12 protein-coding genes are annotated in these 15757 nt (G+C 40.8%); 4 read left to right on the forward strand and 8 right to left on the reverse strand.

The window, feature by feature from the left end; genetic code table 11:
- Window positions 1–20: 20 nt before the first annotated feature.
- The 5 genes from H4W00_RS03725 to rdgB form a co-directional block, all read right to left on the reverse strand.
- The gene (locus H4W00_RS03725) at window positions 21–1046 is read right to left on the reverse strand and encodes an SDR family NAD(P)-dependent oxidoreductase (RefSeq protein WP_209956295.1); all 1026 of its coding nucleotides are present in this window, start codon (window positions 1044–1046) and stop codon (window positions 21–23) included.
- Between the two features lie 432 nt (window positions 1047–1478).
- The gene (clpX, locus tag H4W00_RS03730; RefSeq protein WP_209956296.1) at window positions 1479–2756 is read right to left on the reverse strand and encodes an ATP-dependent protease ATP-binding subunit ClpX; all 1278 of its coding nucleotides are present in this window, start codon (window positions 2754–2756) and stop codon (window positions 1479–1481) included.
- 205 nt (window positions 2757–2961) lie between these two features.
- Complete coding sequence (gene clpP / locus H4W00_RS03735; protein ID WP_209958866.1) at window positions 2962–3594, reverse strand: ATP-dependent Clp endopeptidase proteolytic subunit ClpP; 633 nt, start codon at window positions 3592–3594, stop codon at window positions 2962–2964.
- Between the two features lie 436 nt (window positions 3595–4030).
- A complete protein-coding gene (gene tig, locus H4W00_RS03740; RefSeq protein WP_209956297.1) occupies window positions 4031–5374 on the reverse strand; it encodes a trigger factor in 1344 nt (447 codons plus the stop codon).
- Between the two features lie 394 nt (window positions 5375–5768).
- The gene (rdgB, locus tag H4W00_RS03745) at window positions 5769–6422 is read right to left on the reverse strand and encodes an RdgB/HAM1 family non-canonical purine NTP pyrophosphatase (RefSeq protein WP_209956298.1); all 654 of its coding nucleotides are present in this window, start codon (window positions 6420–6422) and stop codon (window positions 5769–5771) included.
- 506 nt (window positions 6423–6928) lie between these two features.
- Here rdgB and H4W00_RS03750 point away from each other — a divergent pair.
- From H4W00_RS03750 to H4W00_RS03765, 4 genes are all read left to right on the forward strand, one after another.
- On the forward strand, window positions 6929–7558 hold the full coding sequence (locus tag H4W00_RS03750; protein ID WP_209956299.1) for a superoxide dismutase: 630 nt from the start codon (window positions 6929–6931) through the stop codon (window positions 7556–7558).
- Window positions 7559–7754: 196 nt separating this feature from the next.
- Window positions 7755–9086: an acetamidase/formamidase family protein gene (locus H4W00_RS03755; RefSeq protein WP_209956300.1), complete on the forward strand. Its 1332-nt coding sequence runs from the start codon at window positions 7755–7757 to the stop codon at window positions 9084–9086.
- Window positions 9087–9121: 35 nt separating this feature from the next.
- Entirely contained in the window at window positions 9122–9349 is a 228-nt protein-coding gene (locus H4W00_RS03760) for a superoxide dismutase (RefSeq protein ID WP_442966429.1), read from the forward strand.
- 218 nt (window positions 9350–9567) lie between these two features.
- Window positions 9568–11328: an AIPR family protein gene (locus tag H4W00_RS03765; protein WP_209956301.1), complete on the forward strand. Its 1761-nt coding sequence runs from the start codon at window positions 9568–9570 to the stop codon at window positions 11326–11328.
- A gap of 290 nt (window positions 11329–11618) precedes the next feature.
- Here the strand turns inward: H4W00_RS03765 and H4W00_RS03770 are convergent, their stop codons facing one another.
- The 3 genes from H4W00_RS03770 to H4W00_RS03780 all read right to left on the reverse strand — a co-directional run bounded on the left by H4W00_RS03770 (window position 11619) and on the right by H4W00_RS03780 (window position 14927).
- Entirely contained in the window at window positions 11619–12836 is a 1218-nt protein-coding gene (locus H4W00_RS03770) for a metal-dependent hydrolase (protein WP_209956302.1), read from the reverse strand.
- A 110-nt stretch (window positions 12837–12946) separates the two neighbouring features.
- Window positions 12947–13765: a DUF72 domain-containing protein gene (locus H4W00_RS03775; protein WP_209956303.1), complete on the reverse strand. Its 819-nt coding sequence runs from the start codon at window positions 13763–13765 to the stop codon at window positions 12947–12949.
- Between the two features lie 94 nt (window positions 13766–13859).
- Window positions 13860–14927 (reverse strand): polyprenyl synthetase family protein, encoded by a 1068-nt coding sequence (locus tag H4W00_RS03780; RefSeq protein WP_209956304.1) that lies wholly within the window; start codon window positions 14925–14927, stop codon window positions 13860–13862.
- Window positions 14928–15757: the final 830 nt, after the last annotated feature.

Consider the following 15757-nt stretch of genomic DNA (forward strand, 5'->3'; position numbering starts at 1 on the left):
GTCATGGCACTGAGATTTTATTATGCCGAAGCAGATTTTTGAGCGTTAGGTTTTGAGCGTTTCTTGCGCTTTAGCTTACGAGCCAGCTTATTGACATCGTTGAGCACGTTGCTATAGCTTGCTGGGAATACGCGCTGCACAGCATCTATCACTTTGGCGTCATTACCAATCAAGCATCGAGTTTGGTTGGTCGCTGCGGCATGAAGAATGATCCAAGCGGCGTCACTAGCATCAAATTTTAGCAGTTTATTAAAGCTACTGATGGCTTTGCGACCGCTAGGCATACCGATATCACTTATGCTTTCATTACCGCGCGCGCTATTGGCGATATTGGTCTTGATACCACCCGGATGGATACAAGTTGCTGACACGCCGCAGCGCTGGATATCCAACTCTTGACGCAAGCTTTCTGTAAAGCCGCGCACCGCAAATTTGCTGGCATTGTAAGCGGATTGCGAAGGCTGCGCGGTCAAACCAAAGAGACTTGAGATATTCACGATATGACCATGCTCATCGAACTGACGTGATTTATTACTTTTGCTGTCAGTGCTGGCATCAGACTCGCTTTGTTTGACGCTATTTTTAATCAAGGGTAAAAATGCTTTAGTCCCATAAACCACGCCCCAAAAATTAATATCCATGACCCATTCAAGCTCGCTGATGCTGCTGCCTTCCACGGTAGAATACAGCGCCACACCCGCATTATTGAAGATAAAATTAACCTTACCGTGCGCTATCATCACGCTATCAGCCCACGCATCGACTGCCTTTTTATCTGAGACATCCAGTACAGTTATGGTCACGTTAACATCGTAGCCTACGAGCAATTCTTTTGTCTGTGCCATCTGCTCAGCATTGATATCAGACAATGCCAAATGGCAGCCCATTTTTGCTAGATGACAGGCAAGCTCGCGCCCTATACCAGAGCCTGCACCGGTAATAGCGGCCACATGGTGTCGGTAATAAGTAGTAATATCGTTATCTTGGCTGGATTTTGGAAAGAAGGGTAAACGCTTACGCAGGGTGGCACTTATAGTATTAAGCATGATAAACAATCCTTTGTATCATAGGTAATAAGTTGATAATTTTAACGGTTACTTGCAAAGCTACCTTAGCATAACTTATGAGCCGCCTTATTTATGTTTGGTAGACGCTCCTGTCATCTTATAACGCTATTTTATAAAGTATAGTCAATAAAAAGTAGTATCGATACATAATGTACTGCTGGCATAAGTCTTTCTTGCTTGCTGTGCCTACGCAGACAGAGGCTGCAAAAAGTTTATACCAGCAGTACCGTCGCGTTTTTAAGGTATTTTAACTATAGCTTTGCTACCAAGAACGAGTGGTAAATAATAAGGCAATAGACATAAAAAAGACGTCTGAGCATAATTAATGCCAGACGCCATTTCTATAACAAAAGTCAATAGACGTTAATTTATTTTGATCGCAAATTAACCCAACCAACTATTGATAATAACCTAAGTGATTTCAGGTGTTTTGCCGTCATTGATTACTTGCTCATCGACAATTACTTTTTTAGCACTTTTCATTGAAGGCAGCTCATACATAGTATCTAACAGAGCGTTTTCAACAATAGAGCGTAGTCCACGAGCACCCGTTTTACGCTCCATGGCCCTTTTGGCAATGGCATCGAGCGCCTCCTTGGTAAAGGTAATGTCAGCGCCTTCCATATCGAACAGGTATTTATATTGTTTCACTAGCGCATTTTTCGGCTCGGTCAATATCTGAACCAGGGCTTCTTCATCTAGCTCTCTTAGAGCCGCAAGTACTGGCAAACGACCGATTAGCTCAGGAATAAGACCAAACTTAATCAAATCTTCCGGCTGGACTTGCTGCAGTAAGTCTGAGCTGCGGCGGCTGTCATCTTTTGAGCTGACATCGGCATTGAAGCCAATACCGGTTTTTTCAGTACGCTGCTGGATAACTTTATCGAGTCCAGAAAACGCGCCGCCGACAATGATTAGGATGTTGCTGGTATCGACTTGAATCAGCTCTTGCTGTGGATGCTTACGGCCACCATGTGGTGGAATAGCCGCAACCGTACCCTCAATAAGCTTTAGCAAGGCTTGTTGCACGCCTTCTCCAGATACGTCACGCGTAATAGACGGGTTCTCGCCTTTTTTGCTGATTTTATCAATCTCATCAATATAGATGATGCCTTGCTCAGCTTTGCTCACATCATAATCGGATGCTTGCAATAACTTTTGCACGATATTCTCAACGTCTTCACCCACATAACCGGCTTCAGTCAAGGTAGTGGCATCAGCCATGGCAAAAGGCACATCTAGCAAGCGCGCTAAAGTCTGCGCCAATAATGTTTTACCAGAACCAGTCGGTCCGATAAGCAAGATGTTGCTCTTGGCTAATTCAACCATGGCCTCATCAGCACCAATCTTAGATTTTTTGCTGTCATTGGCTAAGGTTTGGCTAACTTTTAAACGTTTGTAATGGTTATAAACGGCAACCGATAAGGCTTTCTTAGCGCCGTCCTGTCCAATGACATACTCATCTAGCTGGGCACGTAGTTCTTTGGGTGTTGGTAATTTTTTATTGACCCAAGAGGTATCAAGCTCACCATCAGTATCATCGTCACTGTCGCCGCTATCAGCAATAAGGTCAGTACATAGCTCAATACATTCATTACAAATATTGGCATCATCAGCGGCAATAAGCTGTTTCACATCGCTTTTGGCTTTACCACAAAATGAGCACTGCGGTGTTTTGTCTTCTGCCATACAAAGGCACTCCTAAAATTTTAAACTTCTATAGTCTACCCACAATAAAACGACTATGTTGTTAGCGTCACTAGCTGGACTGTTGTGTAGTCTGCGCGAAGCTTTCTTATATTCTCATTATTATGGATTGACTAAAAATGGTCTGGTAATTACGATCAATATTGAGTCGTATCCTGCTTAATACTGCTCATAAGTTTAATACTACTTATAAAGAGTCAGGACGACGTTCTAATACTTCATCGATCAAACCATATTCTTTTGCTTCTTTAGCATCTAGCCAGAAGTCACGCTCGACGTCTTTTTCAATCTTTTCTACTGGTTGACTCGTACGCTCAGCCAAAATTTCATTTAAGCGAGCACGAGTTTTTAGAATTTCGCGAGCATTAATTTCGATATCGGTTGCCTGACCTTGAGCACCGCCTGAAGGCTGGTGAATCATCACGCGAGCGTTAGCTAATGCATAACGTTTGCCTCGTTCACCCGCAGCTAAAAGGAATGAACCCATGCTATAAGCACCGCCCATACAGATAGTAGAGACTTCAGGCTTAATAAAGTTCATAGTATCAAAAATAGCCAAACCGGCACTGACTGAACCGCCTGGCGAGTTGATATATAAATGAATATCTTTATCAGGGTTTTCGGCTTCTAAGAATAGCAGCTGCGCTACGATAAGATTGGCCATATAATCTTCGACTGGACCGGTCAAAAAGATAACGCGCTCACGTAATAGGCGTGAAAAAATATCAAACGAGCGTTCACCGCGTGCAGATTGCTCAACCACCATGGGAACTAGTGCGCCTTGGGGGCTCTGAGCGCTTTGAGCGTTATGCGCACTCATTAGCATATCAAAATGCGGATTGGCGGTAATGCGATCATAATCTGTCATAGAGATTTCCTATCAATAAGTGTATAAAATAAATAAATATTAACCAGTAGCCAATCGTTTATGGGCGTTTATTGTCGTTAAAGTTGACGTCTTTTAATAGAAACGGATAATAACAACAAGCAATAACAATACCTGGATTTTGCTAAAAAGCTGTGTTAGAAATGATGGCAGTAATGGTAACTTTTTTAATGCGCTAATAGTAACGTTTTAATGTGACAAATGATAAATGACTCCCTATTAATAAGGCGTCTGCAATCATTTATCAAGGGCTAAAGCCATAAACCACCAATAAAAATGCCCCAACAACATATGTTAGGGCATTTGTAAGACAAATTTAATAAGTGATGCTACAAAATTAGCTTAAACGCCAACTCATATCAGTACTAGATTACATCGCTTGCTGCTGTTGTTGCTGCGCAGCAAGAAGGTCTTGATAGCTGACTTCTTTGTCAGTTACCTTGCCTTGCTCGATCAGATAATCAACCACTTGGTCTTCTAGAACCACAGACTCAATGTTAGCGCGCTGCTGCTTATCATTGGTGTAGTACTCAATGACTTCTGCTGGATCTTCGTAGTTTTCTGAAGATTCTTTGATAAAGGTTTCAACGCGCGCTTGGTCAATTTCTATCCCTTTGGTGTCGATAACACGAGCAACGATGATACCAAGACGGGCTGCACGCAATGCTTGCTCTTCAAACAGCTCATTTGGCAGCATGTCTTTATCGAAGCTATCAGCGTTTGAGCCAAACTGTTGAGCAAAACGTTGCATCATCATGCTACGTTGACGTTCAATTTCTTGCTCTAGCATAGCGCTTGGTACGTCAAATGCATTTTTTTCTAGCAAGGCATCAAAAGTAGCTTGTTTAACCTGGCTACGGGCGGCGTTTTTGATTTCGCGTTCCATGTTTTTACGAACGTCGTCTTTTAGTTTTTCAACGCCGCCTTCGGTCACACCGAACAGCTCAAGGAACTCTTCATTGATTTCAGGAAGTTTTGATTTTTCAACTTTTTTGACATTAATTTTAAACTGAGCCGCTTTACCAGCAAGATCTTCCGCTTGATAGTCTTCTGGGAAAGTCACGTCGATAGTTTTTTCTTCGCCAGCTTTCATGCCTTTGATACCCGCTTCAAAGCCTGGGATCATCTGGTTGCTACCAATAACTAATTTGAAGTCTTCAGAGGAGCCGCCTTCAAATTTCTCGCCATCGATTGAGCCTTCAAAGTCAAAGATGACCTGATTGCCTTTATCGGCTTTGCCTTTTTTCTCGACGAACTCTTCACGCTGCTTTTGTAGATTTTCAATCATAGTGTCAACGTCTTCTTCGTTAACAGTAGCAGTATGACGTTCAACTTCGATGTCATTAATACCTTGCACGTCAACTTCTGGGAAGATTTCAACTGTCGCTTGATACACTAAGAAATCATCTTCAAGTTTAACATCATCGATGTTAGGCATGCCGACCGCGCGGATATCTTCCGCTTTAATCGCTTCAAACACAGTATCGCGAATGACGTCGTTAATTACTTCTTGTTGGATACCGGCACCATATTGGCTGCGGATATGCGACATAGGGACGTTACCTTTACGGAAACCATCGATTTTGGCAGTTTTCGCAACTTGGCGAATACGGCCTTCGACTTTGTTTTGAATTTTTTCGACCGGTACTTTAACCGTTAGCTGGGTTTCTTTTTCAGACAGCTTGTTGGTTGTGATCTGTAAATCTGTAGCCATGTTGATTACACCTTTAGGATTAAAATAACAGGCAATCGCGCCTCAAGATTGGGACTCGTTATGCCGATTGCCGTTGGAATGAATAGGGGATATCGATCGCCTCATGATAGTGCGATTGGGAATCGCCAATGACACTAGCAATGATATAGGCAATATAGTACGTCAAATATCAATAATAACTCGCTAATAGGCTCTGATAACAATGCTTTTTAATCAGCAGTAGAGATAAATGGCGATTTTCGATAAAATTTCAAAAGTAGAACAGTATAATCTATCTGCTAATTAAAGTAAAAGTTATCTGTTTTGTCTGGCACACGCTTTTATAGCCTGATGCTCAAAATGGGCCAATAGTACAGAAATTTAACCATTTAAAAAGTGATAGCGTCTATTATGACTAGAAATCCAGCTGCTGCAATAGCTGCCGAATAGCTTGTCCACGATGACTGACGCGATTTTTATCAGTGGCGCCTAAACTGGCGGCGGTCGCTTGCATATCAGACAACCAAAATAGTGGATCGTAGCCAAAACCACCATCGCCATGCGGTTGGTCTAAAATCTCACCTGACCATAAGCCTTGAGCAATAATAGGTAGTGGGTCATCAGCATGACGAACCATGGCTAGTACACAGACAAATAAACCATCAATGGGCGTATCGGGCTGCTGTGCGCGTATCGGCTGTAAGTCAGCGATAAGCTTGGCGTTATTTTTAGCATCGTTACCATGCTCGCCTGCGTAACGGGCAGAGTATATTCCAGGCGCATTACCAAGTACTGGTACACAGAGCCCTGAATCATCGGCAATGGCAGGTTTACCACTTATACGGCTGGCGTGACGGGCTTTGATAATAGCGTTCTCAATAAAGCTGAGACCGTCCTCGACAGCATCTTCAATATCTAGCTCACCTTGCGGTATGATAGTAACGTCTAAATTGGCTTCAGCGAACAGTCGTTTAAACTCAGCAAGCTTACCTTTGTTATTACTCGCAAGCACCCAACTCGTCTGAGTCAAAGCGTGGCTTGGCTGTAATTGTGTCTCAATATCGCTCATAAGGCCAGTCCGTAATTTTTGTATGTGGTGATGGTCTACTGGATCATTAATGTTGAATTATTATAATGTAAACACTAATGGCAGTGGCTATTTTATGCTTTAATTAAGTAAATTACTAATGTATGCCATTGGCAGGTAATTTAAATAGTCGAATTAAGGCAGCTATAACATTCAGTAACGGATATTAAGCGTAATTTTTGCTATAATAAATGGTAAGCTAAAGTGAATTATAGCTTGTAGGTTATGAATTTAAAATTAACAATCCGTGTGCAACAGTCATGTGGTCAATTTTTTTGTTTTATAATCATGTGCCATAGCGCATTGAGCAATAACGTTCATTCATTAACAATAAACTCAGCCAATTTAGCCTAATATTTCATGGTCATAAGTTCGAACAGTACCGCGGTTATGATCGCGTTATCTACAAGTTTTAAGGTAAGTGGGTCAGAAATAGGCACACAACTGAAGCATGACATTAACGGCTAAAAAGCAAGGATAAAATAACCATGTCAAAGATTACTTTACCAGAATTACCGTACGCAAAAAACGCACTTGAGCCGCATATCAGTGCTGAGACTCTAGAATATCATCACGATAAGCATCATGCCGCCTACGTAAACAAGCTAAATGATTTGTTACCAGGTTCTGGTCTAGAAGACAAAACGCTAGCAGAAATCATCGTAGCCGCATCTAAAGATGACAGCAAACAGGGTATGTTTAACCAAGCTGCTCAAGTATGGAACCATACCTTCTATTGGAATTGCTTGACGCCTGAGAATGGCGGCGGCGAACCTACTGGCGATCTAAAAGGCAAAATCGAAGAAGACTTCGGTAGCTATGATAAGTTTCGTGAAGAGTTCAAAAACGCAGCACTAACCCAATTTGGTTCAGGTTGGGCATGGCTCGTTGCTGATAAAGAAGGCGGCAAACTGTCAATCGCTAAAACAGGTAACGCTGACAACCCATTAGCACATGGTCAAGTAGCGGTATTGACTTGTGATGTGTGGGAACATGCTTATTACGTTGATTATCGCAACCGTCGTCCTGACTATGTCGATACCTTCCTAGACAAACTAGTGAACTGGGACTACGCGAATGCAAAATATAAAGGTCAAGATGCTGGTGTTGAAGCGTAAACAGTTTTTTATTGATAATAAATCAGCTAATCAACTAAACGGGACACGAGCCCAAAATAGGGTGATCAGAAATTCGCGTAGTAATGTTATGAATTTCGTCATGAAGATGTGTAGGATTTTTATGCACATCTTTACTTGTGTCTATTAATAAAAGTTCTAGATTGAACTTCGATTTGGTATTACAAGGAGAGTGAACATGAACGACTCAACTGTTGATGAGATTCAAACATCTGAAGCGCTTGATTATATATCTGTTAATGAATATTCGGGAGGCATCGTTGGGCCCAGTAAAAAAATGCTCGGACCAATCAAAAACGGTGGAACTATACAAAGTGGAACACCACCTGGATGTTGGGGTCCGATGATTACGCCAGCGTTTGAAGGTGGGCATGAAGTCACTATGCCCGTTGCAGTCGAGGGCGCAGAGGTCGGTGATGCCGTTGCGTTAAAGATCACGAAAATGCGGGTAACGTCGTTTGCAACATCTTCAGGGGTAATGGAGTTTGTTGAGGGTCGGTATCATGGGGATCCGTTTGTTGCAAAATATTGTTCCAGCTGTGGTACAGAACAGCCTGCTAGTTATGTTGAAGGTATAGGCGATGATGCAATTCGATGTAATGTCTGCGATTCAGAAGTCAGCGCTTTTCGCTTTAGCCACGGTTATGTCATAGTTTTTGATGAAAAAAATCAAGTTAGCCTGACCGTCGATAAATCTGTTGCCGACAAGCTTGCTGGTAATGCTATCGAGATGTCGAACCTTCCAGAACTTTCTGCACAGCATTCAATCCTTTCGCTTGCCCGATCGGATATGGCAGGTGTCGCAGCCCACATGCGACCTTTCTTAGGAAATATTGGTACAACGCCTTCCAGAGATTTACCAGACTCACATAACTGCGCAGATTTTGGACAGTATTTAATCGACGCTCCTCATAAATATGGGCTATCAAAACTTGAGCTCGATGAAGCTAAAACTGATGGCCATATGGACACTAACTCGGTCAGAGAGGGCTCTGTTCTTATTTGCCCTGTAAAAGTGAAAGGTGCTGGCGTCTATATGGGTGACATGCATGCCCAGCAGGGTAATGGAGAGATAGCAGGCCATGCAACAGATGTATCTGGAGAGACTGAACTAACTGTTGAGGTTATTAAGGGGCTGAATATTGATGGACCAATACTTCTTCAGAATTTAGAAGATCTTCCGCATATGGCTATTCCTATGACGAAGCAGCAAAAAGAAAGCGTTGCGGCATTGGCAAAGAAGTGGGGGCAGCCGGATGTAGAGGAGAGTGGCCCAATAACATTTATAGCCACGGCTGAGAACCTGAATGAAGCTACGGAAATCGGCCTTCGAAGAGCAGAGAAGGCAACAGGCCTTTCCTATGGAGAAATTCTAAATCGTGCCACGATAACGGGATCCATTGAAATTAGCCGATTACCTGGCGCTATTCGCGTTACTTTCCTGTGTCCTATGAAGATTCTTGATAAAATGGGAATTGGGCATTTAGTACGTGAAAAATATGATATTTAAAGAAGGCCTGATAAACGCTCGATTATTATTTTGAAGTGGAAACAGGTGGTGTGCTGAAATCGAAAGCCAGTGGCAGATTATTTATCGCTAAAACAGGTAACGCTGACAACCCATTAGCACATGGTCAAATAGCGGTATTGACTTGTGATGTGTGGGAACACGCTTATTACGTCGATTATCGTAACCGTCGTCCTGATTATGTTGATACCTTCCTAGACAAACTAGTGAACTGGGACTACGCGAATGCAAAATATAAAGGTTAAGATGCTGGTGTTGAAGCGTAAATAGCTTTTTATAAATAGCTTTTTAGCAACTAGATTGTTTTAGCTTTTTAAGTAAGAAAAAAGGACGCCGCGAGGTGTCCTTTTTTTGTTGAAAGTCATATTCATTCAGTTAATCTTTTTTTATTTTAAACAACTTATATAAGATAGTTTTTTCAAGTATTATAGACAGCAATATTTATGGTATTAGAGAATGAGAGATGGTTAATATAAATGATTTTAAAGTTCTTAATAAGATCTCATTAAACTACTTTGAAACACTCGTTCATGAGTCCTTTAACGAAGGCGAAGGTGCAAACCTCAGTAGCTTGACTGATCTACAGAAGTCTAGATTAGGTTTTAATATCTTAGTAGTAGAGCAGCTTACTGAGCTTTCTGATTATATTGATATAGCTGATTGTATTATAGATACTGAGTTCAACAAGGTTTTATATGGTCAAATTTCTGATGACTTTGGAGTCGATGCAGTAGTCTTTGAAGACGAAGATGATGAAAAGCATATTAAGCTTTTTAATTTCAAATATAGAGAAAATCTCAAAGAAGGTAAAAAAGGTGTTAATGAAACCTTATTGTCAGTTAAATTTCTTAATGCTATCCACAATAATGATTTTACAGGTATGACTGGTAAACCATTAGATTTTGCAAAGAAAATATGTGAAAAATATTCAAGTAACGAAGTTTGGAAGATTACATTATATGTTGTAAGTAATGAAAATTCTCCTAGTGAAGAAATTGACAGTCATCTTAGACAGTTTAAGACAGCCTATGATATGGATATTATTGAGATAGGACTTAGTCAAATAGCTGATTTAATATCTTTGCGACCAACTCCTGTTAGTTCAACTATACTGTTAGATCGTGATGCTGTGATGTCGTTTACAGAAGATTCATTATCGTCATCCAAATCATATATTTTTAGACTATCCTTAGCAGAATTGATAAGAATAACTTCTAAAGATTCAGGCTTACGTAACGAATATAATATTGAAGATTTATCTAGGTTGTCCGAGACTACTTTAGATACTTCTGTATTGTTCGATAATGTTCGTGGATTCGTTTTGAAATCAAAATTTAATAAAAATATTGCCAATACAGTAAAAGTAAACCCCACTAAGTTTTTCATGTACAACAATGGTTTAACTCTAATAGCTAACGATGTGATTGCAGAGTACACAAATGGGGGGAAGAAAATAAAAATTACGCTTTCTGATTTTCAAGTATTGAATGGAGGTCAAACCCTTAGAACTGCGCATGATTTTAATAGAGATGATAGTAATAATATTACAGATTATCTATGTGATTCAGAGGTTTTAGTTAGAGTATTTAAAACTCAGAAAGACTCTGAACTGAATAGTAAGATTGCTGAGTTTACAAACAGTCAGAATGCTATTTCTAATGTTGATTTGAGATCTCTTAGAAAAGAACAAATGGACTTAGAGAAATATTTACAACTCCACGATATCCTATATTCTAGGAAAACTGGAGACACGGGCATTAAGCAAAATAAATCTTACAGACTACAAATAAGCATGGAAAAGTTTGGTCAGATTTTAATGGCTCAGTATGGTATGCCAGAGAAGTCTGTAAACCAGAAAAAGAAAATATTCGATAAATATTACGACTTGCTATTTGTAAATAATGACAGCCTTATAGATGATTCAGTAAAGCAGATTGAATTGTTTCAAAAAATTAGAGAGGCTTATAAAAGGCATATTAAATACGATCCAACTGATCAAAAGATATTTTACATAGTACATATCACTTTGAAGGGTAAGTTAAGAATTCAGCCTGCCATAGAATTTCTTGAAACAACTTTGGATGAATATATATCAAGTCTCAATGATAATAATATTTCCAAAGCTCGCATTTTAATTCAAATAAAATTTAAGAATTTTCTGGAAGATAAGTTGCAGAAAAAATTAGAAGAAGATGTCCTAACTGTTTCACCTATAAATCATTAGACCTCTTGCGAAAGTACCAATCTATTGAGCTGTATTAACGAAGCTTCAACGCTTAGCGATGACTTATGCAAGAGGTCTATTAGATGGGCAATAGTAACAGTTTATGTGACGTTGTAAGATTCAAGTCATAGTGTGGATGCTAATTCATAACTGGACGGCTGCTCTGAATCGCTTTATGATTATGTTTGATGACCGTGTAGGCAGGCACTTAATCTAAATCGCAGTTACACAGAATTCGGGATGGGCTCACTTAATCTAAATAGTAGTTACACAGAATTTGGGATGGGCTCTCAATCAACCAATTCCCAACCACCATCCGCATCCATTGCCGATTCATCAATCACCCGATGAAAGCCTTGTTTAATTAAATTAAAGCGCGAAGGCTTAGGCTTGTCATCAATAGAGACGAATGGCGTTTCTATCGGGATAATTGCTTGCCATTGTGGATTATCGCTTGGACTTGATGAGTTTTTCTTAGCTGAGATATTTTTCTGGTTTTCACTAGTCGCTAATACAAAGCTAAAAAACGAAGTATCGCCTGCGACCATACGTAAGTCATCGACGACTAGCTGCTCAGTGGAGGGTGTGTTTGATTGCTTTGGAATAGTATTTGTAGCGATTAGCGTCTGTGTTCTATATCCTGTCCAATCACCAGAGAACCAATCGAGCCTTGTAGCATAAGGCTGGCTAGACTGAGGCAAATTGGTGCTAAGTGCTTTTGAGTTCTTATACTTAGTTAAGTAACGATATTCAGGTAGTCGCTTATCTAACACACTGCCTCTCAACTCAATAATTCGATGCTGCTTATCTTCAGCGAGCGTGCGCCACAATAGAGTAGTTGGTAGCACAGGCATAGTTTTAATCCGAACGATATCTTCAATGCCTGCCGCTGCTAGAGTTTGCTCAGCTTGACCTTGCGCATAATATTTCAACCCTAATGACAGTAGCAGATAACCACTACTAACCACTAGCATTCCTACGGCTAGGCGTTGGCAATTAGCAAACCAACCTTTCTTAAATATTGGCAGTTTACGACCCTTTATAAGTCCGATAATCATAGCGATAAGCAGTGGCAAAGTATAAAGCGGATCGATAATAAATACTGAAGCAATACTGATAGGGGTAATTTGCAAAGGTTCTTGCAGCGGCCAAAACAGTTGCGTGCCGTAGACCGTAAAGCTATCTAAGATCGGATGAGTCGTTAGCGCTAAGGTCATGGCTAGCGCCAAACGTTGATCCGAGTAGGGTAGCGGTATGCCGCGCCATTGATGATAGCGACTAATCAGCCAAGCACCTCCTAAGCCTAGAGCTGTTAGAACAAATAGCGAGTGACTAAAGCCACGATGATAAGTCATATTACTGACTGGATCACCGTAATTCAAAATCACGTCTAAATCGGGAATAGTGCCGAGTATCGCACCATATATGTACGCTTTGCGACCTTGGTATTTACCGAGTATCGCCCCTTGGACGCTAGCACCTAAGACGATTTGACTGAGTGAATCCATAGGGTTTTAGCTTACTTTTAATAGGATTTAAGGGTAAGTTGTCTTTTATTTAGTATTAATATTTCGCGTTTAGCACCCTACGTGACATCATTATTTGAAGTTTTGACAAATTACAAAACCTCAAAATTAAATCTACCCAAAGCCTCCCGCAACATCGCAATATTATAAAACGCATGCGCATTAACAGTATTTTGAAAGAAGATATAGAGCGTATCAAAGTGCTGACGTTGATTAGCAATCGCTTGCGCCCAATCCTGCATCTCCGCTTCGCTATAACGATAATCATGACGGTCGCTAGCACTCATGGCATCCCACCAGTTTAGATTATTGCCATGCATCCTTAAATAGCCAGTGCGTTGAGTAAATATCAGTCGTGACGGTGGTAGACCCTTAACCTTAGGGTAATCAACACTACACCAAATAAGACCCTGCTCACCAAAACTATTGACCACTTGCGGCGTGTGCCAGCTGGCATGACGGAATTCAACTGCTAATGGATAGTCTTTAAACCAGCTGACTAAATTTGCTAGATACAGCCTATTATCTCGGGTACGGTCAAAGCCATGTGGGAACTGTAATAACAATGGTGCTAAACAGTTGGCTTCGATTAGTGGAGTCAGGGCAGTAAGAAAAGCTTGCGCATGTTCAGGGCCACCTTTACGAACATGAGTGAAATCTTGATGTAGTTTGACCGCGAATTGCAACTCACTCTCGGCTTGGACGTAGGCTTTATTAATCATACCGGCAAAGGCTTTTTGGCCAATAGGCGCATAAAAAGTGCTATTAATCTCCACTGCGCCGTATTGCTTGGCGTACTCACGTAAGAAGTCAGTTTTTTTGGTACCAGTCGGGTACAGCGTGCCTAGGAGGTCAGTATCGCTATAGCCGCCAGTACCTAGATAAATACGTTGGGTATTGCTATTAGTCATTGCCGCCCTCTATATTTCAGCCCTTTTTTACAGGTATGTTTTCAAGCGCACATAGTTATTAACGTACCTACTTTATTTATTATCAATTATAAGACTATTTCTTACGTGCCCAGAGCCATTCAATAAGCTCAAGTAACGCATAACTTTCGGTGTTTTCATTAATACCCTCACCCATACTATCATTAGTGCCATCACCTAGCTCACGAGTAATTGCCGCACGTCCACCATCAAATAACGACTGCGCGTAATGTTGAGCGGCATCAACGCCCATTAGTTTGACATAGGTCGATTTATCTAGCTTTTCATCACTACCGGCAGGCTTGCCTAGGGCATCGGTACTGGTAGTCACATCTAAAATATCGTCTTGAACCTGAAAGGCGAGGCCAATATGCTGCGCACAATCTTGTAGCGCGATACGTTGCGGGGCAGTTGCTTGCGCACAAATACCGCCCATTAATACTGCAGCTTCAATCAATGCACCAGTTTTATCACGGTGTATGGATTCTAAATCAGCTTGCGATATGTTGCTGTTGGCTTCAGCGTTGATATCAAGCATTTGTCCTGCCACCATCCGCCGTGCCCGCGGTGCAAATATAGCCAATAGCTGACTGGCGATTAGTGAATCAAAAGGGGCAAAGGTAGGTATTTCTGCGGTCAATACTTCAAAGGCGAGAGTTTGCAAAACATCACCGGCCAGCAAGGCCGTCGCTTCATTAAATACAATATGAGCGGTCGGCTGACCACGGCGCAGTTCATCGTCATCCATACAGGGGAGGTCATCGTGTACCAGCGAGTAGGTATGTAGTAATTCCACTGCCAATGCCGCACGGCGGCACATATCGTATTGCACTTGGTCATGCAAAACGCTATCTAGGTTTGCTAGCTCATCGTTGTTATTAATACCGCCTGCTTCAATGGAGGAGTTATTGGTAGCATTGATACTAACGGCTCTTATACTAGCAAAAGCACTGGCTACCAGTAATGGGCGCACTCCCTTACCTTGGCCAGTCATTACATAGCGGCAAGCATCAACCAATGGGTTTGGCAATTGAGCATAGTCAAATAATGCGTCAATATCTTGTGCTAATTGCGCGCGTAACGCGCTATGAAACTGCTCAAAGTTATCAAAAGGAACAAAGCGCGGCGCAGAAGAAACAGTCATAACTAAACCAATTAAAAGGTGAATAATAAAAGTATTATTAAGGTAGCATGATAGCTGATAAGGCGGACTCACACACGCTAAGCGCTATTTATTTTGGTTACGTATTACTGATTTAACTTATGGTCTGGATATGGTTTGATGAAGTGTTGGGTCTGAACAAACGAATATCTATGCGCGTAAAGCACGCTGGCTATAAGGTAAATGCTTGATAGTGACTTACGAGTCCGGTATTAGCTTGTGACAGTTAGGGGCATAATCCCCTACACTAATTGACGTAAAAACTGCCTAACGATTTAAATACTGACTATCTAAACAAATTATTTATGCGATAAAGCGCTTTATTAGGCTAAACCTAGCGCTTGTTATATATTAAATCATGACGCTTAAAACGAGATAAATTGATACTGAATATTGATGTCAGATAAAGAAGAATTTGCAGTGAATATCAATATAACGACAGCGCTTTCGTTGAAGTTTGATTCTGATGCTTTACTAAGATTTAACCGTTTTAAGGCTATGATTTAAGGCTATAGAATGAATCAGCATGCCAAATATAGCGGTATGTTTTTAGTCTATATGAGCAAGCAATAGCATAAAAATTAAGCGTCATACTAATGTACGCTAGACAAAGCAATGAGTGCTGGATAATAAAGACCTCGTCGCTGCATAATTTTGCAGGCCATTTATGGTAATAAGTAAGCTTGCAAATTCTCAGTATTATTATTTTTACTAACAATAACTGGCTATTTATTTCAATTTTAAAATATAGCTTTTATTAGGTAGCTTGTATTAAGTAACTTTTATCACATAGCAATTTTATCACATAGCAA

Source organism: Psychrobacter sp. PL19, from assembly GCF_017875835.1.
In the GTDB taxonomy this organism is placed as follows: Bacteria; Pseudomonadota; Gammaproteobacteria; order Pseudomonadales; family Moraxellaceae; genus Psychrobacter.